The following is a 24,103-nucleotide window of genomic DNA, read 5'->3' as shown; positions in this document are numbered from 1 at the left end:
GGAATAAAATATGGCTAAAAAATTAAAAACTATGGACGGAAATGAAGCTGCTGCCTATGCTTCTTATGCATTTACAGATGTAGCTGCCATCTATCCTATAACTCCATCTACTCCAATGGCTGAACTAGTTGACAATTGGTCATCCCATGTGAGAAAAAACATATTCGGTCAGCCTGTTAAAATTGTTGAAATGCAATCAGAAGCTGGTGCAGCTGGTGCAGTTCACGGTTCTTTAATTGCCGGTGCGCTCACAACTACATACACAGCTTCTCAAGGCTTACTATTAATGATACCTAACATGTATAAAATAGCCGGGGAACTTCTCCCGGCAGTATTTCATGTAAGTGCTCGTGCACTGGCAACCCATGCATTATCCATTTTTGGAGATCATCAAGATGTTATGGCAACAAGACAAACAGGTTTTGCGCTTTTAGCATCTTCTAATGTTCAAGAAGTTATGGATTTAGCTATGATTGCCCATTTATCTGCTATTAAAGCAAGAGTACCCTTCGTACATTTCTTTGATGGTTTTAGGACATCGCACGAATATCAAAAAATTGAAATGATAGATTATAATGATGTTGCACCTTTAGTTGATTATGAATCAATTAAAATATTTAGAGAACGTGCTCTTAATCCAGAACATCCTACCGTTCGAGGAACAGCACAAAACCCAGATATTTATTTTCAAGGAAGAGAAGCCTCAAACAACTTCTACAATGCCGTTCCTGATATTGTTGAAAACTACATGAGAAAAATAGAAAAAATCACAGGACGTATATATCATCCTTTTGATTACTATGGAGATCCTAACGCAGAAGGCATAATTATTGCCATGGGCTCTGTTTGCGATACTATAGAAGAAACTGTTGATTACTTAAGAGGCAAAGGAGAAAAAGTTGGTGTTCTAAAAGTTCACCTATATAGGCCATTTTCTATTGATTACTTCTTTAAGTATCTTCCTAAAACCATTAAAAAAATTGCAGTCTTAGATAGAACAAAGGAACCTGGCTCTGCTGGAGAACCTCTTTATCTTGATGTTGTCAATGCCTTTTACAATAGTCCAAACAAACCTATTATAGTTGGAGGACGTTATGGATTAGGTTCTAAAGACACAAGACCATCTCAAATTTTATCTGTTTTTGAAAACTTAAAATCTCAAAATCCTAAAAACAGATTCACTATTGGAATTGTAGATGACGTTACAAACTTATCTCTTCCTGAAGGTGAAATAGTTGATACTACACCAGAAGGTACTATAAGATGTAAGTTCTATGGTTTAGGCTCTGATGGTACAGTTGGTGCAAATAAGAGTGCTGTAAAAATCATAGGTGATAACACAAACATGTACTGTCAAGCTTACTTCTCCTATGATAGTAAAAAATCAGGTGGAAGCACTGTTTCTCATTTGAGATTTGGAAATAAGCCAATTAAGTCTCCTTATCTTATTTACACAGCAGATTACATTGCCTGCCACAATAAATCTTTTATATACAATATAAATGTACTTAAAGGCTTAAAGAAAAATGGAATTTTCGTATTAAATTGTCCATTTAAAGATAATGAGCTTGATGAACATTTACCTAATTCAATGAAAAAATATATAGCAGACAATAACATACAATTTTATACCATAGATGCCGTTTCAATAGCCCAGGAGGTTGGTCTTGGCTCAAGAATAAATATGATTATGCAGGCAACTTTCTTTAAACTAGCCAACATAATACCAGTTGACAAAGCGGTTCAATACCTCAAGGATTCTATAGAGTACACCTACGGCAAGAAAGGTGCTGCCATAGTTGATGCCAATAAAAAGGCAGTGGATGCAGGAGTCAATGCGGCGCACAAGGTGTCTGTACCTGAAGCCTGGAAAAATGCCCAATCAGATTATAAGCCTTTAAAGAAGCTTCCAGATTTCATAGAGAAAATTGAAAGGCCTATGGCAAGACATGAAGGTGATGAACTTCCTGTAAGTACATTTAAAGGTATGGAAGATGGTGTGTTTCCACTAGGTGTAACTGCCTATGAAAAACGTGGTATTGCAGTTAAAATTCCAGAATGGCAAATCGACAAATGTATTCAATGTAATCAATGCTCGTATGTTTGCCCTCACAGCGTCATAAGAGCATGTTTACTTGATGATAACGAAAAGGAAAATGCACCGGAAAAATTCATGACAAAAAATCCTACTGGAAAAGGTTTTGAAAACTTACACTACAGAATTCAAATAAGTCCCCTTGATTGTACCGGCTGTGGCAATTGTGCGGATATATGCCCTGCCCCAGGCAAAGCCTTAATAATGAAACCTGCCTCTGAAGAAATTGAAGAACAATCAGAGAACTTCGAATACGCTCTAAAAGTAAAACCAAAAGAAGGCATAATGAGTCTTAATACAGTAAAAGGAAGCCAATTTGCTACACCGCTTCTTGAATTCAATGGTGCTTGCCCCGGCTGCGGTGAAACACCTTATATAAAGCTTTTAACTCAACTTTATGGCGACAGAATGATGATTGCAAATGCCACTGGATGTTCATCAATTTGGGGAGCCAGCGCACCTGCAATTGCATATACTACAAATAACTTTGGAAAAGGTCCTTCTTGGGGAAATTCTCTATTTGAAGACAATGCAGAATATGGTTATGGAATGTTCTTAGCTGTAAAACAAATGAGAGAAAGATTAGCTGAATTAATGACGGAAGCTCTTAAGTCAGATATAAACATGCAGCTTAAGGATGCTTTTTCTTCATGGCTTGAAGGCTTTGATGACGGCGATAAATCAAAAGAAGCTTCAATTAGAATTCTCAAAATATTAGAAAATGAAAATTTCAAAGATAACAAAGTTTTAGCAGAAATATATGATAAAAAAGATTATTTAGTTAAGAAATCCCACTGGTTACTTGGCGGAGACGGCTGGGCATATGATATAGGTTTCAGTGGTGTAGATCAAGTGCTCTCCTTAGGTGATGATGTAAATATATTCGTAATGGATACGGAAATATATTCAAATACAGGAGGTCAATCCTCAAAATCTACACCAGCTGGAGCAGTTGCTAAATTTGCATCAGCTGGCAAGAGAACTAGAAAAAAAGATCTTGGCTTAATGGCAATGACCTATGGAAATGTTTATGTATCGCAGATAGCCATGGGATCAAATATGAACCAAACTATTAAGGCAATTACTGAAGCTGAAGCATACAAAGGACCATCTTTAATAATAGCCTATGCACCATGCATAAGCCATGGTATAAAAACTGGTATGGGAACTAGTATTGCAGAAGAGAAGAAAGCAGTGGACTCAGGATATTGGCATCTATATAGATACAATCCTATGCTTAAAAAAGAAGGTAAAAACCCATTCATATTAGATTCAAAGGAACCAACAGAACCTTACACCAACTTTATAAATGGAGAACTTCGTTATTCTTCACTTAAAACTATTTTCCCTGAAAATGTGGAAAACGCCTTTAAGAAATCTGAGGAAGATGCAAAAAACAGATATTCTCTTTATAAAAAACTATCTGAATTATAGTAATTTAATAGGGGAATGTTTAAAAATAATTTTAAGCATTCCCCTATTTATCATGTCAAGCCCATTAATTTGGTATTACTTTTCATTAGAATCTACATACTCTTTAGCATTTTTTGTATCAAACCTGCTTGGAATTGTAACATTAGATACAGGCTTTTCCTTATGAACATCTGCCCAGGCTGCAGTAGAATGTTGTTCTATTGGAACTTCCATAAAACTATCCTTACGTCTATCGTCCTTCTTTTTCATTTTAACTCCTCCCTTCACAAATAGTATTTTCAATTTTTAAAAATGTATTAAATATTTAGTGAATACTATAAAATACATTTATCATCTGGTACACTAATAATGTGTAATAACTTCATATTTTATTTTAATCTCTTTATTAAAAACCAACTTGATATATTTATTAAAATAAAATAAAATAGAATAGTGATTTATAAAATGTTTAAATATGAAAAGGTGACAACAATATGAATAGTATAATAAGTTCGCTTAAAAAAAATCAAAAAGGTATAACACTTATATTACTATCTTCTATATGCACTACCATTGGACAATATATGTGGAAAATATCAGCTATGCATAATTTAACTTGCATTATGATTGGCTTTTGTTTTTATGGACTAGGTGCTGTTGGAATGATAATTGCGTTTAAATATGGAAGTTTTTCTGTTATACACCCTATGATGAGCATGGGTTATGTCTTTACGGTAATAATATCGTATTTATTTTTACATGAAATAATTAACTTTCCAAAAGTACTAGGCATACTCTTTATTATGGTTGGTGTCGCATTTATAGGTGTAGGTGATGAATAATGAATAATTTAGTTTTGATACCAGTAATACTTTCAATGACACTGCTTGGTTCTTTTGGAGGTTTCTGCTTTAAAAAATCAACTTCAGGAAATACAATGCTGTCAATTTTAAAGAATAAATTTTTATATATTGGCGGTTTCTTATATGTAAGCTCAGCTGTTATAAATATATATGCATTAAAGTATATGCCCTTATCAGTTGTTATGCCGCTATCTTCAATTACATATATATGGTCCATGATTATTTCTAGAATTACCCTACATGAAAAAATAACGAAATTCAAAATTATAGGACTAGTTCTTATACTTATCGGTGCTGTTTTGGTTGGACTTTCATAACTTAAAAATGTGGACATTGCATTAGTACTTATTGCAATGTCCACATTTTTTTAATCTTAGAAATTCTAATTAAATATTCATAATAATTGTACAAATTAAAGCATTCTTGAACTCTCAATATAATAAAATTATTACATTATTGCCATAATAGCCGGTATAGTAATCATAGATAGAACCGTGGTTAAGAACACACACTTTGAAGCAACTGCCTTATTTCCATTGTACCTTTCCGCAAAAACTCCCACTAAACTTCCAGTTGGCATTGCCACTAAAATTACACATATACATAGGACTATATTATTAGTACCTAAAAGCTTAAGTATAAGATAAACTAACAGTGGGGCTCCTATAAGTTTTATAAAATTCATATAGTAAACATCAAGTCCCTTAAATACTTCCTTTAACTCCACATCCGCAAGCATAGCTCCTATTATAAACATAGAAATCGGAGTTGTCATGTTTCCTATGCTTGACAGAGTTTGCGTCAAAACCTTAGGAAGCGGAACAGAAAAAATAAACATCAACACACCTAAAAAGATACTTATTAAAGGTATATTAACAACATTCTTCCATACTTTTTTTAAATCCTTTTCTCCTGTAAAAATCATAATTCCATATGACCACATGAACACATTAAAAGGAATTGTAAATATTGATGTATAAAATACGCCTACATTTCCAAATATGCCTTGAACTACTGGATAACCTACAAAGCCGCAGTTTGAAAATATTGTGGCAAATTCAAATACCTTTTTCTTAGAATCTTCAGATTTAAAATATAATAACTTGCTTAAAACTATTAAAAAAACATGTATTGCAATAGAATAAAAAAGTATCATGATTGCATTTTTTAACATACTCATTGAAAACTTAAAATTAAAAGAATATAAAATCATGCATGGCATTGTGACATTTATTAGAATAGTAGAAAGTGCCTTATTTACTTCATCCGTAATTATTTTTGCTTTTCTTAAAATAATACCTACTATCATCATAAGTGTCAGCATGGTTACTTGGTTTATTACATTAGTATTCATTTTATACCTCCTATAAAATTTTTTCATACGTTGTTATATCAAATCTTCTTTAAAAATCCCCCAAAAAAAGAACAAAGACCTTTTATTTAGTCTTTATTCCAACTTTTTTATTATAACATAAATATATAATTTACTCTAATTATTAAGTAAATCTTTGTAAGCTTCCCTAAGCCATGGATGAATAATCTTTGCATGTTTTAATTGGTATTTTATATAACTAAAAGTTCCATTCTTTAAGGATACAGACAGTGATTTTTCAAGTTCATCAAGATACGGCGGCACGCCTTCTTTGTCCCACTGAATTTTATCTGCAACAAATAAAACCATATCCATTTTTGATGCCTTAGCCTTTAATGTTGTGTGGCAGGCTATAGCGCTTAAGATTTCTTTATCATGTACATGAAATAGTTCCTCTGCCATTATAGCTGATATTCTTTGATGTAAAATTAGTGGCAGAACTCTTTCTTCTTCAAAAATATTCAGCCCCAATTCCTCTGCTATTTTAAGTCTTTCATCACTAGGATAAATACCACTTATATCATGCAAAAGCCCTGCTATTTCTGCTTTTTCATTATTGATTCCATATCTTTCAGCTAAAACTTTAGCTTCTTTTGCCACTCTAAGACTGTGCTCCGCTGTTACAAATTGATGGTAATTTTTAAGAAGCTTCTGACTATCTATTTTTATATTTCCTGTAAATGTAATGTTATTAATTAAAGATGCAAATATTTTTTTCATTTTCCTGTATATTCTCCCGCTATCCTCTGTTTTCACATAGTCCAATTAAGAACTTGTAATTTTCTATTTAATTATATTTTATCACAAGGTGACATTCTAATTCCCATGATTAAAAGTTCTCCTATTAAAGTTAAAATAATACCATATAATTTATTTTATTTTTTTTCGAAATATTTATTTACAATTACATTAAAGTGATATATAATCAAGTAAATAATGAACGGAGGTTCACAGATGCAATATTTAAAAGATGAAGTACGAAAAAAAATACTTTCATCAGCCTTGATAGAATTTAAAAATAATGGATATTTAGATACATCAATGAGAACTATTGCAGCAAAATCAGGAATAGCCCTAGGTAGTACATACAGATATTTCAAAAGCAAAGAAGATCTTTTTAATACATTAATAGAACCTGTATATAATAAACTGCTACTATATGTTGTTAAAATACAAGTGCAGGTAAATAATTTCACTAGTAAAAATTGCCATGAAATTACAAAATACATAATAGATATATTAAACAGTATAGCGTCATTTGTAAAAGAATCAAATAATGAACTTCTCATTATTTTCAATAAAAGTAAAGGCTCAAAATTTGAAAATTTCAAAAAAGAATTAGTTGCTTTAGTTAACGATATACTTATTAAATATCCCAATGCAGAAAAAATAGATGATAATACAAAAATTATAGTTTATACAGTATCCCATGATTTAGTTGAAGGTATTTCATTTATACTTAACCAGGATTATGATGGAGATAAAGTCAAAATCCTTATTAATAGACTTTTGTATTTTTATATTACAGATATGACTAGAATATTTGATCCTAAAATTTAATATAAAATATATATTATATGTATCAATAAAAATATAATATATACTTTTACTATAATAATGAACAATTGTTCACAACCAATAATTATTTTTTGCTTGAATAATGAACATTAGTTCACTGGCAGTTTTAACTGCTTTTTATTTAAGCTCAATAATGAACTTTTGTTCATAGAAATAATAAACCATTACAATAGGGAGGAAAAACTATGCGAAAAATATTAAAAATGAGGTGGATTGTATTAGCAGTATGGATGATTTCACTAGCATTATCAATAATTTATTCACCAGATTTAAACAAAGTACTTAGAGCTAAAGGACAGCAATTTTTAAGTAATGACAGCCAATCTGTTAAAGCTGATAATATGGTAAAAAAAATGGATAAAACTGGTGGAAATACAGACATAATAGTATTTAACAGTAACAGCAAACTAAGTTCCAGTAACATGGACAATATAGAGTCCGGAATAAATAAAATAAAAAGTAATAAAAGTTCACTTGGAATAAGCAACTTAATTGATCCCTTTAATACCCCATCTGTCAAGTCAAAGCTTATATCCAAGGATAAAAAAACTTTAATGGTTACTTTTAAGCTTAATAAAAAAGGCAGGGAAGTAAAAGATATTAAAGATGAAATTAACGCTAAACTAAAAAATGTAAAAACAACTCATTATCTAACAGGAACAGATTTTATAAGTGATGACTATATGAGAACAATTTCTGCTGGTGTTGATAAAAGTGCACTTTTGACTATAATTTTTATCTTAATAGTTCTAATAATTCTATTTAGATCTGTAATAACACCACTTATATCTTTATCAGCAGTTGGAATATCATATTTGATTTCATATGCAATAGTAGGTCAACTTGTTTATAGATTTGATTACCCCATTTCTTCACTCACGCAAATAGTGCTTGTACTTATACTTTTTGGAATTGGTACAGATTACAATATACTTTTATTTAATAGATTTAAAGAAGAAATGTCCCACAGTTCTTCTATAGATGAAGCAATTGTAACCACGTATAAGACAGCAGGAAAAACCATAGCCTTTAGTATCCTCACTGTATTTGTAGCCTTTTTAAGTTTAACTCTAGCAAAATTTGGCTTATATCGTTCAGCAAATTGTGTTGCTATTGCAGTTGTAATTCTACTACTTGAAATACTTACACTTACACCAATTACTATGAAATTTCTTGGAACAAAACTTTTTTGGCCATCTAAGAAAATTACCAGTCATGGTGAAAACAAACTTTGGGCTAAAGGATCTGCATTTTCAGTAAAAAAACCTATTTTAGTTTCATCTATAATAATACTTATATTAATTCCAATAATTTGCTTTAATACAGAAAAGTTTTCCTTTGATACAGTAAATGAACTTCCAGGTTCTGTAGAGTCAGTAAAAGGATTTAATCTCATTACTAAAAACTTTGGAAAAGGTGAGGCACTTACTACAACAATTGTCTTAGAAAATGACAAACCTATGGATAACAATGCTTCTCTAGCGGCTATTGATAATTTAACCAAAAAATTGAAAGGCATAAAAAATGTTAAAAGTGTATCCAGCATTACAGAGCCACTAGCTGACCCTATCGACTCACTTTATATAGGCAATCAATCAGAAACTGCTGCTGACGGAATTTCAAAATCGAAAAATGGTGTGGACACTATAAATAACGGACTAGGTCAAATAAACACCAGCCTAAATTCTGTTAATTTAAAAGATTTATCAAAAACAGATGCCTTAGTTGCTGGAACAGGTCAAGTTCAAAATGGACTAAATGCTGTAACTGATGGTCTTAATCAAATAAATACCGGTATTCAAAGTGGAGCCGATGGTGCTGCTAAAATAAACTCCGGCTTAGCTGAAGCTAAAAATGGTATGGCACAGATAACAACTTACACTAAAGAACTGTCAGATGGTTTGGGACAAATTCAAGGTGGATATCAAAAACTTGGAGGTGCTTATGACTCAATATCTTCTAGTGTAAGTAACCTTCAAAGTGCAACAAAAACTATGAACGATTATATTTTAGCTTTATCAAAACAATATAATTTTTCAAATGATCCTAGATTTAGCGGTGCTGAACTTTACTACAATAATATAAATAATGGCTTTACCGGTTTAAATGCCGGACTTAGTACCTTTAAGGGAAATTACGATACTCTTACTTCTAAACTTGGAGAAGCCACAACAAACTTAAATCAAATAAATGCTTCTGAAAATAAACTAGTTGATGGACTCACTCAACTTGAATCTGCTTCCTCTGCCCTATCAAATGGACTTAAGCAGGGAGCCGCCGGTCAAACTACTGTAATCCAAAACATGGCTAAACTTAATTCTGGTTTAGGTCAAGTTAAAGCCGGTCAAATTGAGCTTAATAGTAAATTAAATACACTTAGTTCCAGTGTGCCTAAATTAAAAGATGCTTTAAATGAGGGTAGCAATGGATTATCCGCAGTTTCAAATGGACTTACACAAGTAAATGGGTACATGTATCAGCTGAGCGGTTCAAAAGACTTTTTTGCACCACAGGAAACCTTTAGTAACGCTTCTATGAAACAAGCTTTTGACATGTACATGAGCAAAGATAAAAAAACGACTAAACTTACGGTTGTTTTATACTGTGATCCATATTCAGAAAAAGCCATGAATACAGCAAATGAAATTAATAACACAATTCCAGGTGCACTTAAAGGAACTGTGCTTAAAAATGCCAAGTTTGGAACATCAGGAACAAGTGCTTCTGATTATGATTTAAATAAAACAGCTTCAGGAGACTTAAATACAATGAGACTAATTGTTTTAGCTAGTGTATTTGTAATACTTTTATTAGTAATAAGATCTCCATTAATTTCATTTTATATATCTGTATCATTAATGGCAGCTTACTATATATCATCATTCGTCTTAAACTTTATAGTATCTAATATTTTTAAATTAGATGGAGTATCATGGAATGTACCATTTTTCTCTTTTATGATGATTGTGGCATTAGGAGTTGACTATAGTATATTCTTAATGACTAAATTCAAGGAATATAAAGGTATTGATGCTAAAGAAGCCATAGTTGAATCTTCAAAACACATAGGTACAGTTATTATGTCCGCTGCTTTAATACTTGGAGGTACTTTCGTAACAATGGTTCCAGCAGGAGTTAAACTTTTAACACAACTTGCCATAGCCGTAGTTGCTGGATTAATAGCTCTTTCAATTTTGCTATTGCCGATGTTTTTACCTGCACTTATTGCTTTGCCATCTTCCATAAAAAATCTTGTTTCTAATAACAAAAAAGATACTTCAGATAAAGAGACTATTAGCGCATAATAAAAAAAGATACTCGGGGTTAAAACTTGAGTATCTTTTTTATCTTTTAAAAGCCCATAATTTTTAGGCAATTTTATCATTTTATAAATTATTTCAAATTCAAAATGTAACTACTATTTTAATGCATAATAAAAATACCCCGTATACTGGCACAAGATTTACTTTCCATCTACCAATTCTACAGGATACACTTTGTTCTATATTTAATTAATCTGCTAATGCTATTACTTCTATTTCAACTAAAGCATCTTTAGGTAATTTTACTTCTACGCATGACCTTGCAGGCATATCTTTCTTAAAATATTTTGCATAAACTTCATTGACAGCAGCAAAGTCATTCATATCTTTTACAAATACAGTTGTTTTAACAACATTGTCAAGTGATGTACCCGCAGCCTCAAGAATAGCCTTTACATTTTCCAATGATCTTTCAGCTGCTTTCCCTATATCATCTTTAATCAATTCTCCAGTTAATGGATCTAATGAAATTTGCCCTGATACAAATACTAGATTTCCAGCTTTGACAGCCTGGGAATAAGGTCCTACTGCTCCAGGCGCATTTTTTGTACTTACTATTTTTTTCTCCATAAATTAAAACCTCCTATAATCTAATTTTGAAAATTTATAATATTACTATGCAAAAGCTTCTAATGCTTGCATAAAATCATATACCAAATCATTAGGATTTTCAATACCTACAGACACTCTTAAAAGTCCATACGTAATACCAATTTTTAATCTTTCTTCTTCTGGTACATCGTAATGTGATGACATAACAGGATGCGAAAGTGTAGTTCTATATCCACCTAAAGTCATAGCATAGTGGGCAATATTTAACCTGCGCATAAACTTATTCATTTTTTCTTTATCATCTGGAACCACAAAGCTTATCATACCACCATACTTATTATCAAATAATTTACTTGCTAATTCATGCTGTGGATGGCTCTTTAGGCTTGGATGATTTACTTTTAATACATAAGGATTCTCATCTAGAGCTTTTGCAAGTTTTTCAGCATTAGCCATTTGTTTTTCAACACGAAGCTCCATTGTACGCATGCCCCTTTGTACAAGCCAAGAAGTAAACGCATCTGCTGTAGTTCCTAATAATACCTGAAGATTATATGCTTTTTCAATTAAAGACGCACTACCTGTAATAGATCCACATACAGCATCACTATGTCCATTTGCAAACTTTGTCAAACTATTTACTGTAATATCCGCACCATGTTCTATTGGTCTAAATGCAACTGACGTCATAAAAGTATTATCAACAATTAAAAAAGCATTATTTAAATGAGCAATATCTGCAACCTTATCAATATCTACAACTGAAATCATAGGATTTGACACTGTTTCTGTGTAAAATATCTTTGTATTTTTTTTAACGGCTCCCCTTACCTCATCTAAATTTGTGAAATCAACATATGTAACCTCTACTCCGTACTTAGATAAAACTTTACTAAATATATCAATTGTTTCTCCATAAAGCGTTTTATCCGAAAGAATATGATCTCCCTGCTCTACAATTGATAAAACTGCTGTAGATATTGCAGCCATACCCGAACTACAAATAATTGAATTCTCTCCTTTTTCTAAATATGTCACAAGTTCAATTAGAGCACTTCTATTAGGATTTCTATTTCTATTATAGCAAAATCCTTTTACATCATACCTTGCTTGCAGGTCGTCAAGATCTTCTACATTAAAAGCAGTAGTTAAATAAATAGGAGCTGTTTCAGGATTACTTGCCAAGCTATTTATGTATGCTCCCTTTTCTAATAGTTCTGTCTCAAACGAAAATTCTTTATCCGTTTCTTTAAACATAATTTATCTCCCTTTCAAATGAATTTATAGTACTTTACTTAAAAAAGCTTTAGTTCTATCTTTAGTAGGATGATCAAATAATTCACTAGGCATATTTTCTTCGACAATATATCCACCATCCATAAATACAACTTTATCGCCTACTTCACGTGCAAATCCCATCTCGTGTGTAACAACAACCATGGTCATTCCATCCTTTGCTAATTGTTTCATAACATCTAAAACTTCTCCAACCATTTCAGGATCAAGTGCTGACGTAGGCTCATCAAAAAGCATAATCTTAGGTTCCATAGCCAGTGCTCTTGCGATAGCTATACGCTGTTTTTGTCCACCTGATAATGAATCTGGATAAGCATCTGCCTTTTCTTCTAGCCCCACTTTATTAAGCAATTTTAATGCCGTTTCTTTTGCTGCATCCTCACTTATCTTTTTTACCTTCATTGGTGCCAGTATAATATTTTGCATGACAGTTAAATGTGGAAAAAGATTAAAGTGCTGGAATACCATTCCGACTTCTTCTCTTACTTTATTTATGTCTGTTTTTTTATCTGTTATATCAATATTTTCAATACAAACACTCCCATCTGTTATGCTTTCCAAACGATTAATGCACCTTAAGAGTGTCGATTTTCCAGCTCCCGATGGACCAATAAATACAACAACTTCCTGTTTATTTATTTCTATATTTATATCTTTTAAAACGTCATTATTACCAAACGATTTTTTTAAATGGCTAATTTTTATCATTTTGTGTCCATCCTCCTTTCCATATATCCAACTACATGTCCCATTGAAAGAGTTAATATAAGATATATAAGTGCTGATGTCAAATATGGCTCCCACACACGATAATACTGAGCATTCATAGCCTGCGCCCAATACATAAGTTCAGGTGTTGCTATAGTAGATGCTAATGAAGAATCTTTTATAAGACTAATAAATTCATTTCCAAGTGGAGGCAGCATTCTCTTAAAAGCTTGTGGTAAAATAACATATCTCATAGCTTTAAATTGTGTCATTCCTAAGGAACGTGAAGCTTCCGTTTGTCCCATATCAATAGACTGAATACCTGCCCTAAATGTTTCTGCAATATATGCTGAAGCATTTAATGAAAGTGCAACTATTGCAGCAACTACTCCATTAGCCTTTCCTAAAATTGCCGGAATAACTCCAAAATGTACAATTAATATTTGAACTAGTAATGGTGTTCCTCTAAAAAAACCAACATAACAAGCAAATATACGTGCCACCAACTTGTTTTTCATCATTTTACCAATTCCTACAATTAAACCAATTACTGTTCCAAGCAAAACCGCTGCTAAAGATAGTCCTATAGTAATGAGTGTTCCTCTCAGGAAATACTGTGAATACTCAGCTATAATATCAAAACGAAAATCCAATTAAATTCCTCCTTACTAAAGCTAAAAATTGCATAACACATATGAAGATTTATAAAAGCTAATTTATAAATTAAATTTCTTTTAAAATTCCACATGGCAAGTTATGCAATTTAAGCATTTTCATGCACACTTTATTTTAGTTGTGCTTTTAATTCCTTAATATCTGGTGCTACCTTAAACCATTTCTTATATATTTTTGTAAACGTTCCATCGTCATATAACTTACCGAGAGCTTTATTAAATTCTGTTCTTAATTTGCTTTTCTTAGGATACATTATGCCGAAGTATTCAGGTGAAAATGCTTTTTTATCTTCAATAACCTTTAGTCCACTTTTAGGATTATTAAATAGAAATTCTTTATTACTTGTATCATCACCTACTACAGCATCAGCATCACCATGCATAAGTTCCATATATGTAAGTCCATTCTGTACTTTTTTTATCTTGCTATTATTTTGTCCAAGAATTTTTTCTACAGCATCTTGCCCAGTAGAACCACTTTGAACTGCTATTTGTTTGCCTAATGTTAAATCAGTTCCAGATTTAATTTGGCTTCCATCTTTTACTACAATGCTTTGTCTAGATACAAAGTATGGATCTGAAAAATCATAAGTTTGTTTTCTTGCATCAGTTATTGTAATACCTGAAATCCCCAAATCTGCGCCATTATTCTTTAATTGAGTAAACATTTCATTCCAACTGACATTTTTAATTTCATAGTTATAACCTTCTTTTTCTGCTATTGCCTTAATTATGTCAATATCGAAACCAACAATTTTTCCTTTGTTCAAATACTCAAATGGATTCCAATTAGCATAGGTTAGTACCTTTAAAGTTTCTTTAGAATTGTCTGCAGTGGATTTTTCTTTGCTCTTTCCACATGCTGAAAACATTAATACAAAGATAAGAATAAGAGATAAAATAGATAACTTCTTTCTCATTTAGTAACACTCCTCGCTTTTTTAATTTGATAATTTTATTATTATTTTTTTATTAAAGTATTATTAATTTCATCTTTTGCTTGCTTATATAATAAACTCTGTTACTGTTATAGAGTCAACAGTTTTTTATTAATTTGTTAAAAAAATATTGTTGTTTTTATGTATATATCATTTTATTTAGCATATTAATGATTGTTTGTTGTAAATTGCCGTCATTATTTACAATATACATACATTGAATACATATAAATGCAAATTGAGCCCCATAAGATCAATACCCCACATTTATAGTATCTATCCTATAGAGCCCAATTCGTTATAATACATTTTAATTATTGAATCTCTAATTAAAGCTTATACATTTGCGTATACTTTTCTCCAAAATTTCTAATCCCATATCTAATTGCTCATCAGTCATAACAAGAGGAGCTAAGAAACGTATTACATTATTATAAGTCCCAGCATTTTCAATTAGCAAACCATTCTGAGCTGCCTCCTGTATTAATCTTGACACAAAATCGGCATCTGGTGCTTTAGATTCCTTGTCCCTTACAAACTCAATTCCAACCATTCCGCCTAAACCACGTACATCACCAACAACTTCATATTTATCCTGCCATTCTCTAAATGTCTTAACGCACTTTTCTCCAATTTTTCTTGAACGCTCACAAAGATTATCTCTTTCCATAATTTGAATTACCTTTAAAGCTGCCGCACAAGCAACGGCATTACCACCAAAGGTTCCTCCAATTACGCCATTCGGAACAGAATCAAATATTTCACGTCTTGCTGTAACTGCACTTAAAGGAATTCCAGCCGCAATAGATTTTGCAGAAGTTAATATGTCAGGCATAAAGCCATTTTCCTTCCAGTAATCTGATGCAAACATCTTTCCTGTTCTCCCAAATCCAGATTGAACCTCATCTGCAATTAACAAGATTCCATTTTCATCACAGATTTTTCTAACTGCTTTAACCCATTCAATGGGTGCAGGAATAAATCCGCCCTCTCCTTGCAGCGGCTCTAATACAATTGCTGCTACAAATTCAGCTGGCGAGCTTTCTTCAAAAACCTTATTTAATCTAGCAATGTAATAATCTATAGCTTCACTATCTGTCATACCAACTGGTTTTCTATACAGATATGGATATTCGGCACGACATATTCCATCAGGGAACGGTCCCATACCAAAGGAATATGCTTTCTTTGAAGTCATTGCCATAGTCATTACTGTTCTGCCGTGAAAAGCCCCAGAAAATACAATTATATTCGGTCTTTTAGTATATGCCTTTGCTATTTTTACAGCATTTTCATCTGCTTCTGCACCGCTATTTACAAACATTGTCTGCTTAACTTCACCATTTACAGGAACAATTTCATTCATCTTTTCTGCCAGCTTTACATATCCCTCATGTGTTACTATATTGAACATTCCATGAAGATATTTTTCACTTTGCTCCTTAATTACCTGCACTACTTCTGGATGAGTATGTCCTATATTTAATACTCCAACTCCTCCTACCCAATCCAAAAATTTATTTCCATCAACATCTTCGATTATAGCTCCTGCTGCCTTTTTCATAACACATGGATACACACATCTAATTGCTGCTGGCGTTGCTTTTTCACGCCTTTCTATTATTTTTGTAGCTTTAGGTCCTGGCAGCTTTTCAGTTATTATCTCTGGTAATTCTTCATTAAGCATTGCTTTCACTCGCTTTCTTATAATATTTTTGTGCTAAATCATAAAATTTTTCTAATTTCTCCCCTGTGTCACCCGGATAACCTTTTTTATAAAAATTTGCTAATCGCATCAGATATTCTCTGCAAGGTCTTAGTTCTGATACCCTCATTAAACGTCCAAGTTTAAAACTATAAGCCTCTTTTATTTCTCTTATATATGGGAATTCAGAAAATTCGCCTTCAAACATGTCATAAATCTGGAAAATAGCATCCTCAACAAAACCGTCATAAGCTTTGTAAAAACAGTATTCAGCCTTTTTTTTATCTATAGATTTTTTCCCCTTACCGTTTTTATAAAATAAGCCCATTTCATAAAATGCTTCTGGTTTTTCATTCTTCACTCTTTGAAAATATATAATTCCCTTTTCTTCATTCATTTCTATGCCATATCCATATGTATAGCACATTCCAAGCCTGTAAGTAGCTTCAACGCTTTCTTCCGCATTATCATGTACTATTACCTGTTTGAAAAGCTGCTCTTCTACTTCATAATTAGACTTAATGCCCAAATTATGCCTCATACAATAAGCTAGTTTAAATGCAGCAGAAATGCATCCTTTCTCAGACGCCTTTTTATACCAGATAACTGCATCTTTATAATCTTTTAAACTATACTGGTATTCTCCATAACTATATTCTTCTTCCACTGTAACTGGAACTTTTTTCATCCAGTACATAGTTTCACTTAAAGCTTTTTCGTGCTCTCTATCCGTATAAGTACTCAAAGGAATCACTCCATATTAATCAATTTTTCATAAATCTCATTCATAACCCTTTGCAGCACAAGGTCCTGAACTACACATACCACATCCCTGCTGGAGATCATGAATATTCTTGCCATCTAAGTATGCATTACACCTAAATCTATCAAAACCATCAATAGATAACGCTCCTGTTGGACATTTTGCAATACAAACTTTGCATTTCTCCATTTTGTAATACAGACAGTAAGACGTATTGGGTCTTACTGTTGGTGGAATTTTAGTATTTATAACTAAGCTATTCAAACGCCCGGCAGTTCCACTTTTAGTTATTAATAAATGATTTAGTCCAAAGGTTCCAATTCCAGCTATAACAGCAGATGATTTGTGAGCCCACGTTGAAGTTAAATTAATAGGATCATAATTATTAGTCGGATGCTCTGTAGTCACAAAAACCCCTCTACTTCTAAGCACTCTTGCAAGTACATCATTTATCCTTGCTAGTAAAATGTTACCTGCTGTATAGTTATCTGACCATTCTTGAACTATTACTTTTTTACCCTGAATTTTTTTGATTACATCAAGTGAAAAAGGAATAAAATATACTACAACCGTCCGAGCTCCCCGCAGCATTTCTTTCGGATGTGTTTGTTTTGTTCCTATAATTTCATCTAATTTATCATATAAAGGATCATTAGCATCGGCAAAACCCACTATAGGCTCTCTAAAACGAAAACTATCCTTGGAATTTTTAACTTCATCCTTTATAATTGTTTCAATAATTTCAGATAACTTCATATAATATAAAGCCTCCTAACAATTTAATAAATATTACTTAAACGCATCTAGTGCTTGAACAAAATCCGCAATTAAATCTTCTGAATCTTCAATTCCAACAGATACCCTCATTAATCCATAGGAAATACCCATTTCTTTAAGTTCTTCTTTAGGTATATGATAATGAGATGAATGCAGCGGATGAGACAAAGTAGTTCTTATACCACCAAGAGTTGGTGCATAATGTGCTAACCTAAGTCTATTCATAAATTCATTGATTTTTTCTCTATCATCAGGCATTTCGAAACTCAGCATGCCCGTGGAGCTTTCATCATTTTTAAATAACTTTTTAGAAAGCTCATACTGTGGATTACTCTTTAAGGATGGATGATTTACACGTAAAACAGTAGGATGAGCCTCTAATGCTTTTGCAAGAAGAGCTGCATTCTTCATTTGCTTCTTAACACGTAAATCTAATGTATGAATTCCCCTATAAACCATCCATGAGCTAAACGGACATGCAGAAGTACCAACTAACATTCTAATTGTATGTATCTTGTTAAAAATTTCCTCACTATTAACTGTAATTGAACCTGCTAATGCATCACTATGTCCATTCATAAACTTAGTCAAACTGTTAATTACTATATCTGCACCTAAAGTTATAGGCTTAACTGCAATAGGTGTTGTAAATGTATTATCAACCATAAGCATTGCATCAGATGAATGTGCAATTTTAGCGAGCTCTTCTATATCTGCAAGTCTATCAGTTGGATTACTTGCAACTTCTGTATAAAGCATTTTTGTATTAGGCTTTATTGCTGATTTTACTGCCTTTAAGTCAGTAAAATCCACAAACTCAATAGTGATTCCATAATTTTTAAGAAGTATAGTAATTACATCAAAAGTTTCGCCATAAATATTAGTATTTGCAAGAAAATGATCCCCTGGTTTTAACACAGAAAAATAAGTTGTCGTAATAGCTCCCATTCCTGAAGAAAAAATCAAAGTGTATTTCCCTTTTTCCAGATAAGAAATAGCATCTGCTAAAGATTTACGGTTTGGATTACGTGTGCGAATATATGTATATCCTTTTCTATCGTAAGTTTCCTGAACATTCTGTAAATCTCCCATAGTAAAAGCCGTAGTTAAAAAAATCGGAACTGATTCAGGCATATATGAATACCCCTCAACTTTATCACCTTCATATAAAAGTTCTGTTGCTTCACTAAATTTCATATTTTTCTTTTCCATATTTAAACCTCCATAATAATAAATATTTCAAGCAATTGACCGCACTTACTAAAAGCTTTCAATTGTCCTTAATCAAACTAAATATTGTGATTTTAAATTAGTTTGATTATATAGTCTGTATTTATTATAGAGTCAACACTTTTATTTTAATTTTTACTTAAGGATATCAATGTTTGAACTTCGTATGGACAATAATGATACTCCGATAAATTATCTTCATATTCATTGGCAATAACATATACTGGCGTTTTTTGTTTCTTAAAATATGCTTCCACAATAGATGGATCCCATTCATCTGTACAAATTCTACCTCTAAAGCATAAATATTCACCAGCCGGTATTTCCATAAGCCACTCAGCATCATAATCTGGTTTTTCTTTAAGATATATAAAATACTTTTCTGGTACAAATTTCTTTTTTATTAAATTATCAAATCCAGCTATATAACCATATTGTCTTCTATATTTTAAATCTGTTTTATTTTTGAGTTCTGCAAGTCTAGTTTCCACACTTTCAACTGTATCATTCTTTAAATAATTAACATACATAATATATCTTTTATCAAGTTGTAATACATAAGGAATATTATTAAAATCATACTTATTAAGATGCTTAAAATAGTCCATATACCATTTTATTTCATCATATGTTTCATGCATTTTCTTTATTTGATTAAGAATTTTTTTTTCCTGCATTTCAAGGTATGATAACATTTTATCTGCTTTACCATCATCGAGAATATCTTCTATTTCTGATAATGAAAGTCCAAGATCTCTTAAATATTTAATTCTATCTATATAATGAAATTGTTTAAATGAATAATAACGATAACCCGTATCAGGATCTACATATTGTGGGTTTAATAGTTTCAAGTTTGAGTAATTTCTTAATGTTTGAACAGAAATCCCCATAAGTTTTGCAGTGTCCCCAATTGAATATAATTCATGCATAAGGTTCCCTCCTTTGACAAAAATATTTTTTTAATAACGTCCTTGTTGCGTTGATTGTTTTAAAATATTATTTGGCTATTATTAACTAAGTTATATTTTTATGCTGTATATTTTATTAATTTATTAAATTATATATCGTAATATATTTTTTTGTCAATCAATAATCTATGTTATAGGATAATCAAATATCAATAACTTTTGAAAAAACGTGAAATAACATTATATGGCACTTTGACTTTAAAATGAAATAGACCTATAATTGAGCAAAATACAAAGGAGATTTGCTATGAAAAAAAAGTTATTACTTGCATTAGCTACTATCTTTTGCGGATGCTGCTGTTTTAATAATGCATCATCTAAAAACATAATTTCGTCAAAAACACAATCAAATAAAAACGCATATTTATCAAATTCTTATGAGGATAAAAAGAAAAATATATTTCTGAAGGGAACCTTATCAGACAAATTAGAAATTAATGAACAATCTATATTAAACTATATGGAAGAAAAGAAAACATCATTTATGAATGTATCTGGAATAAATAATTTTAAAATTATCTCTATAAAAAAAGATCCTGATTTTCCAAACCGTACTATAGTAAGATTATCTCAAGCAATAAATTATATTCCTCTTCGCGGAACGCAAATTATATTACACATAGACGAGAATGGTATTGTAAATGTGATTGTAGGCTCTATTAATCATAATTACATTAAACCAGACTATGATGTAAAAAATCCACCTGTTTCCATGAATGAAGCAATTACTACTGCTAAAAATCAATTTACTTACTCCTACTTATATCAAAAGCCTACAGTACAAAAACAATTTATAATTCAAAAGGGAGCTGCCATTTTAGTTTATGATGTAAATATAGTTTATCATAAACCAAAATGGGGAAATTGGGATGTATTAATAGGTGCTAACTCAGGAAATGTAATTGCTAAAATAAGCAATATAAGAGACTAACATTGATGAAGTAACATTAAAAAAGCTCTATAAATCTTATCGTAACTGGGGCTTGGGTCATATACCCATTATCATTCTTTATAAAATACAGGCTATCTTAATATTTACGCCTAATAATTTAAAGGCTTATCTAGATCTTTTATAATATAGAGAGTGCCCATATTAAGTAAAGAAGGATAATGGGCAAAGCCCAAACCTCGTGTATGATAACATTCATTAGAGTTTTTTTAAATTGTTACAAATCAATGTTAATTCACTTTTGGAGTAAAACAATGAAAAAATTCCTCCGTTCCTACGGAATTTTACGAATCTTATCCTAACTTGGGTTTGGGTCATATTAGGTTACCGATAATATTTAATATATTATTATAAATACAAAGATATATTATATTTGGTAAAGAAGGATAATTATCATATACGGGGTTTGGGTTAAAGACCCATTATCCTTCTTAACTATAAATAGGCACTTTTTACATTATCACCAACAACTCCATATAAGCATTTCCCAAATTGCCCAAGCCTCGTGTATGATAATTTTGAGAACGATTTAAATAAAACTCAATAAGACTTTGCCCTAAATAATAAAAAGACTTAGATATTTCAATTTGTCTGAGCTTTTTTCAGCGAGTTATTAAACATCTAGCCACACATAAGCTTTTAGCCCAGATTTTCCGCAGCGGAGCGGAAGAAAATCTTCCTTGCCCTTACCTTCTATGCGAAGTAACAGTATTTTGGAAACTGTTTAAATAAAGCTCAATAAGACTTGCTCCAAATAATGAAAAGACTTAGAAATTTTAATTTGTCTGAGCTTTTTTCAGCGAGTTATTAAACATTTAGCCACGCACAAACTTTTAGCCCAGATTTTCCGCAGCGGAGCGGAAGAAAATCTTCCTTGCCTTTACCTCCTATATGAAGTAACAGTATTTTAGAAACGATTTAAATATAACTCAATAAGACTTTGCTCCAAATAATGAAAAGACTTAGAAATTTTAATTTGTTTGAGCTTTTTTCAGCGAGTTATTAAACATTTAGCCACGAATAAATTTTCAGCCTAGATTTTCCGCAGCAGAGCGGAAGAAAATCTTCCTTGCCTTTACCTCCTATATGAAGTAACAGTATTTTGGAAACAATTTAAATATAACTCAATAAGACTAAGCTCCAAATAATGAAAAGACTTAGAAATTTTAATTTGTCTGAGCTTCTTTTCAGCGAGTTATTAAAATTTCTTAGTATTTTCATTATTTGGAGCTTAGTCTTATGAGTTATATTTAATGTTTTAAAATACTGTTACTTCACACTTTCATAAACATCATCAATTCCTTTTTTATAATGCTCATATGATTCTTCTACATTCACATCGGGCATGAAACTGCCTTGAATTCCTGGACATCTATCAAAATACTTATCTGAATATGATACTTTTAACTTAGAATTTGGAAGCACTAAAGTTCCTACATCTCCATATCCATTCGCATTTCCGCCAGTAGGCTCTCCTACAAAAACTGCTGATGTACTATTTTTAAAGTCATCTGCTGCTAAAACTGCCGATGAAAAAGTTCTATTTCCTATCAATACAAAAATCTTATTTTTACCCTGGAGCTTTTGAATCTTTTGTAACTTAGGCACAAGACTGCTCATAAGTGAAGAATCCCCTCCTCCATTATTTCTCAAATCCACAACAAATTTATTAACATCATTACCATTGATTGCTTTTAAAAGCTCTTCAGAAAATTTATTAAAGTCAGGATAATCTTTATAATTTTTAATTCCCTCATTTTCAGCTGTTGAACGATCCTCACAGCTATTATATTGAAAATATAGTATCTTATCCTTAGGAATATACTTGTACCAATATAAACTTTCTTTTAAATTATGTGGATCATACTGTAAACGTAGTGGTTTAACATTCATACTATCCTTAACCTGTACAATATTATTTCTTGTTATATCATGAGGTTCAAGCTTAACTTTGATAATTTTATTGTCATCACCCTTTAATGAAAATTGAACTTCATCTCTTGAAGTAATCTTTAATCCACTTAAAACTTCAGGTATGGTAACATATTGTGCACTAATAACTTTTAACCACTGATCATTCTCATGCGATACAAGTGTATTAACTTTTTTAATTACATCATTTATTGATTCATCATTTATAGCAGTAACCTTTTTCCCTAAAATATTTTTATGCTGTCTATCTGTAGCAATAACCCTTAAGTCATTGCCAAACCAATTTAATACAATTGGATATTTACTTTCACCTTTATTAGTTACAAAACTTAACTGAGTATGTGAATCTTTAACCATAGCCATTATCTTAGCTATTCTACATTCAATTTGATATTTGTTAAGCTTTGGAACATCCTTTTTCAAATCAGATATTTCTCTATCAAAGGTTTCCTTATCCATATCATGGTATAAATTTGCATGAACTTTAGGTAATTTATTATGTAAATAGTCTATATCTTGAAGCCACATATTATCTGTTACTATACGCTCTTCTGGACATTTTATAACTTTCGTTGCACTAATCCCACCATCATTATGACTACACCCCGATAAAACTACAACTAAAATTATACACAGTACAATACTTATTTTTTGTTTTGAAAATATACTCATGATTACCCCCTATATTTGTAAATTTATTTACATCTTACTTTATGCTTTAACATGTAATGTATAATTTATATTAATTATAGTATAATTGTTTATATTTTACTACAGATTTAATTTCAAATTACTAATAATTACATTTCATCATCTACTAATAATAGTTAAAAATATAATTTACATACTTATATTGTAAAAAGTTTACCTTTCTTTTAGTTGCAATCGATCACATGTAAGTATAATTACATATTATGGTGTTTTTGCTATTGTTATACGTATTGACCATTTAATGTTAATATAG

The 24,103-nt window shown here is 31.3% G+C and carries 20 protein-coding genes; 6 read left to right on the top strand and 14 right to left on the bottom strand.

Annotation, left to right across the window (positions count from 1 at the left end; all coding sequences use genetic code 11):
* Nucleotides 1-10 precede the first annotated feature (10 nt).
* The gene (gene nifJ, locus BEE63_RS16515; RefSeq protein ID WP_066022422.1) at nt 11-3,529 is read left to right on the top strand and encodes a pyruvate:ferredoxin (flavodoxin) oxidoreductase; all 3,519 of its coding nucleotides are present in this window, start codon (nt 11-13) and stop codon (nt 3,527-3,529) included.
* A gap of 75 nt (nt 3,530-3,604) precedes the next feature.
* On the opposite strand, the gene BEE63_RS16510 is transcribed toward nifJ, so the two are convergent.
* The gene (locus BEE63_RS16510) at nt 3,605-3,778 is read right to left on the bottom strand and encodes a CDIF630_02480 family spore surface protein (RefSeq protein WP_066022421.1); all 174 of its coding nucleotides are present in this window, start codon (nt 3,776-3,778) and stop codon (nt 3,605-3,607) included.
* A gap of 224 nt (nt 3,779-4,002) precedes the next feature.
* Between BEE63_RS16510 and BEE63_RS16505 the strand changes: the two genes are divergently transcribed.
* Complete coding sequence (locus BEE63_RS16505) at nt 4,003-4,350, top strand: EamA family transporter (protein WP_066022420.1); 348 nt, start codon at nt 4,003-4,005, stop codon at nt 4,348-4,350.
* Entirely contained in the window at nt 4,350-4,688 is a 339-nt protein-coding gene (locus BEE63_RS16500; protein ID WP_066022419.1) for an EamA family transporter, read from the top strand. The genes BEE63_RS16505 and BEE63_RS16500 overlap by 1 nt, the downstream gene beginning before the upstream one ends.
* A gap of 131 nt (nt 4,689-4,819) precedes the next feature.
* Here the strand turns inward: BEE63_RS16500 and BEE63_RS16495 are convergent, their stop codons facing one another.
* Nucleotides 4,820-5,725, bottom strand: a complete 906-nt coding sequence (locus tag BEE63_RS16495; protein WP_066022418.1) for an AEC family transporter — start codon at nt 5,723-5,725, stop codon at nt 4,820-4,822.
* 135 nt (nt 5,726-5,860) lie between these two features.
* Nucleotides 5,861-6,463, bottom strand: coding sequence for a bis(5'-nucleosyl)-tetraphosphatase (symmetrical) YqeK (gene yqeK, locus BEE63_RS16490; protein ID WP_066022417.1), 603 nt, complete (start codon nt 6,461-6,463; stop codon nt 5,861-5,863).
* A 234-nt stretch (nt 6,464-6,697) separates the two neighbouring features.
* On the opposite strand from yqeK, the gene BEE63_RS16485 reads away from it, so the two are divergent.
* The gene (locus BEE63_RS16485) at nt 6,698-7,303 is read left to right on the top strand and encodes a TetR/AcrR family transcriptional regulator (RefSeq protein ID WP_066022416.1); all 606 of its coding nucleotides are present in this window, start codon (nt 6,698-6,700) and stop codon (nt 7,301-7,303) included.
* 203 nt (nt 7,304-7,506) lie between these two features.
* On the top strand, nt 7,507-10,626 hold the full coding sequence (locus tag BEE63_RS16480; RefSeq protein WP_066022415.1) for an MMPL family transporter: 3,120 nt from the start codon (nt 7,507-7,509) through the stop codon (nt 10,624-10,626).
* A gap of 207 nt (nt 10,627-10,833) precedes the next feature.
* On the opposite strand, the gene BEE63_RS16475 is transcribed toward BEE63_RS16480, so the two are convergent.
* From BEE63_RS16475 to BEE63_RS16430, 10 genes are all read right to left on the bottom strand, one after another.
* Complete coding sequence (locus tag BEE63_RS16475; RefSeq protein WP_066022414.1) at nt 10,834-11,214, bottom strand: RidA family protein; 381 nt, start codon at nt 11,212-11,214, stop codon at nt 10,834-10,836.
* 45 nt (nt 11,215-11,259) lie between these two features.
* Nucleotides 11,260-12,453 carry a trans-sulfuration enzyme family protein gene (locus BEE63_RS16470; RefSeq protein ID WP_066022413.1) on the bottom strand — a complete coding sequence of 398 codons (1,194 nt, stop codon included), beginning with the start codon at nt 12,451-12,453 and terminating at the stop codon, nt 11,260-11,262.
* A 24-nt stretch (nt 12,454-12,477) separates the two neighbouring features.
* Entirely contained in the window at nt 12,478-13,200 is a 723-nt protein-coding gene (locus BEE63_RS16465) for an amino acid ABC transporter ATP-binding protein (protein WP_066022412.1), read from the bottom strand.
* Nucleotides 13,197-13,853 carry an amino acid ABC transporter permease gene (locus tag BEE63_RS16460; protein WP_066022411.1) on the bottom strand — a complete coding sequence of 219 codons (657 nt, stop codon included), beginning with the start codon at nt 13,851-13,853 and terminating at the stop codon, nt 13,197-13,199. The genes BEE63_RS16465 and BEE63_RS16460 overlap by 4 nt, the downstream gene beginning before the upstream one ends.
* A gap of 131 nt (nt 13,854-13,984) precedes the next feature.
* Complete coding sequence (locus BEE63_RS16455) at nt 13,985-14,794, bottom strand: basic amino acid ABC transporter substrate-binding protein (protein ID WP_066022410.1); 810 nt, start codon at nt 14,792-14,794, stop codon at nt 13,985-13,987.
* Between the two features lie 343 nt (nt 14,795-15,137).
* The gene (locus BEE63_RS16450; RefSeq protein WP_066022409.1) at nt 15,138-16,499 is read right to left on the bottom strand and encodes an aspartate aminotransferase family protein; all 1,362 of its coding nucleotides are present in this window, start codon (nt 16,497-16,499) and stop codon (nt 15,138-15,140) included.
* Nucleotides 16,492-17,262, bottom strand: coding sequence for a tetratricopeptide repeat protein (locus tag BEE63_RS16445; protein ID WP_066022408.1), 771 nt, complete (start codon nt 17,260-17,262; stop codon nt 16,492-16,494). Before BEE63_RS16445 ends, BEE63_RS16450 begins: the two co-directional genes overlap by 8 nt.
* Nucleotides 17,263-17,298: 36 nt before the next feature.
* Nucleotides 17,299-18,036, bottom strand: a complete 738-nt coding sequence (locus BEE63_RS16440) for an epoxyqueuosine reductase (protein ID WP_066022407.1) — start codon at nt 18,034-18,036, stop codon at nt 17,299-17,301.
* A gap of 33 nt (nt 18,037-18,069) precedes the next feature.
* Entirely contained in the window at nt 18,070-19,269 is a 1,200-nt protein-coding gene (locus tag BEE63_RS16435; RefSeq protein WP_081312585.1) for a trans-sulfuration enzyme family protein, read from the bottom strand.
* Nucleotides 19,270-19,415: 146 nt separating this feature from the next.
* A complete protein-coding gene (locus tag BEE63_RS16430; RefSeq protein WP_066022406.1) occupies nt 19,416-20,219 on the bottom strand; it encodes a MerR family transcriptional regulator in 804 nt (267 codons plus the stop codon).
* 286 nt (nt 20,220-20,505) lie between these two features.
* On the opposite strand from BEE63_RS16430, the gene BEE63_RS16425 reads away from it, so the two are divergent.
* Entirely contained in the window at nt 20,506-21,189 is a 684-nt protein-coding gene (locus tag BEE63_RS16425) for a PepSY domain-containing protein (protein ID WP_066022405.1), read from the top strand.
* 1,287 nt (nt 21,190-22,476) lie between these two features.
* On the opposite strand, the gene BEE63_RS16420 is transcribed toward BEE63_RS16425, so the two are convergent.
* Nucleotides 22,477-23,811, bottom strand: coding sequence for a S41 family peptidase (locus BEE63_RS16420; RefSeq protein WP_066022404.1), 1,335 nt, complete (start codon nt 23,809-23,811; stop codon nt 22,477-22,479).
* Nucleotides 23,812-24,103 lie beyond the last annotated feature (292 nt).

The organism is Clostridium pasteurianum (assembly GCF_001705235.1).
GTDB lineage: Bacteria > Bacillota > Clostridia > Clostridiales > Clostridiaceae > Clostridium_S > Clostridium_S pasteurianum_A.
The sequence above is the reverse complement of the archived record's forward strand: the minus strand, read 5'-3'. Positions and strand labels throughout refer to the sequence as shown.

What these genes read in the sequence shown, in the direction of transcription:
- BEE63_RS16450 (WP_066022409.1), bottom strand. Translation starts at nt 16,499, where the DNA reads ATGCTTAATGAAGAATTACCAGAGATAATAACTGAAAAGCTGCCAGGA.
- BEE63_RS16435 (WP_081312585.1), bottom strand. Translation starts at nt 19,269, where the DNA reads ATGGAAAAGAAAAATATGAAATTTAGTGAAGCAACAGAACTTTTATAT.
- yqeK (WP_066022417.1), bottom strand. Translation starts at nt 6,463, where the DNA reads ATGAAAAAAATATTTGCATCTTTAATTAATAACATTACATTTACAGGA.
- BEE63_RS16440 (WP_066022407.1), bottom strand. Translation starts at nt 18,036, where the DNA reads ATGAAGTTATCTGAAATTATTGAAACAATTATAAAGGATGAAGTTAAA.
- BEE63_RS16510 (WP_066022421.1), bottom strand. Translation starts at nt 3,778, where the DNA reads ATGAAAAAGAAGGACGATAGACGTAAGGATAGTTTTATGGAAGTTCCA.
- BEE63_RS16475 (WP_066022414.1), bottom strand. Translation starts at nt 11,214, where the DNA reads ATGGAGAAAAAAATAGTAAGTACAAAAAATGCGCCTGGAGCAGTAGGA.
- BEE63_RS16430 (WP_066022406.1), bottom strand. Translation starts at nt 20,219, where the DNA reads ATGCATGAATTATATTCAATTGGGGACACTGCAAAACTTATGGGGATT.
- BEE63_RS16505 (WP_066022420.1), top strand. Translation starts at nt 4,003, where the DNA reads ATGAATAGTATAATAAGTTCGCTTAAAAAAAATCAAAAAGGTATAACA.
- BEE63_RS16455 (WP_066022410.1), bottom strand. Translation starts at nt 14,794, where the DNA reads ATGAGAAAGAAGTTATCTATTTTATCTCTTATTCTTATCTTTGTATTA.
- BEE63_RS16465 (WP_066022412.1), bottom strand. Translation starts at nt 13,200, where the DNA reads ATGATAAAAATTAGCCATTTAAAAAAATCGTTTGGTAATAATGACGTT.
- BEE63_RS16425 (WP_066022405.1), top strand. Translation starts at nt 20,506, where the DNA reads ATGAAAAAAAAGTTATTACTTGCATTAGCTACTATCTTTTGCGGATGC.
- BEE63_RS16485 (WP_066022416.1), top strand. Translation starts at nt 6,698, where the DNA reads ATGCAATATTTAAAAGATGAAGTACGAAAAAAAATACTTTCATCAGCC.
- BEE63_RS16495 (WP_066022418.1), bottom strand. Translation starts at nt 5,725, where the DNA reads ATGAATACTAATGTAATAAACCAAGTAACCATGCTGACACTTATGATG.
- BEE63_RS16480 (WP_066022415.1), top strand. Translation starts at nt 7,507, where the DNA reads ATGCGAAAAATATTAAAAATGAGGTGGATTGTATTAGCAGTATGGATG.
- BEE63_RS16420 (WP_066022404.1), bottom strand. Translation starts at nt 23,811, where the DNA reads ATGAGTATATTTTCAAAACAAAAAATAAGTATTGTACTGTGTATAATT.
- nifJ (WP_066022422.1), top strand. Translation starts at nt 11, where the DNA reads ATGGCTAAAAAATTAAAAACTATGGACGGAAATGAAGCTGCTGCCTAT.
- BEE63_RS16470 (WP_066022413.1), bottom strand. Translation starts at nt 12,453, where the DNA reads ATGTTTAAAGAAACGGATAAAGAATTTTCGTTTGAGACAGAACTATTA.
- BEE63_RS16500 (WP_066022419.1), top strand. Translation starts at nt 4,350, where the DNA reads ATGAATAATTTAGTTTTGATACCAGTAATACTTTCAATGACACTGCTT.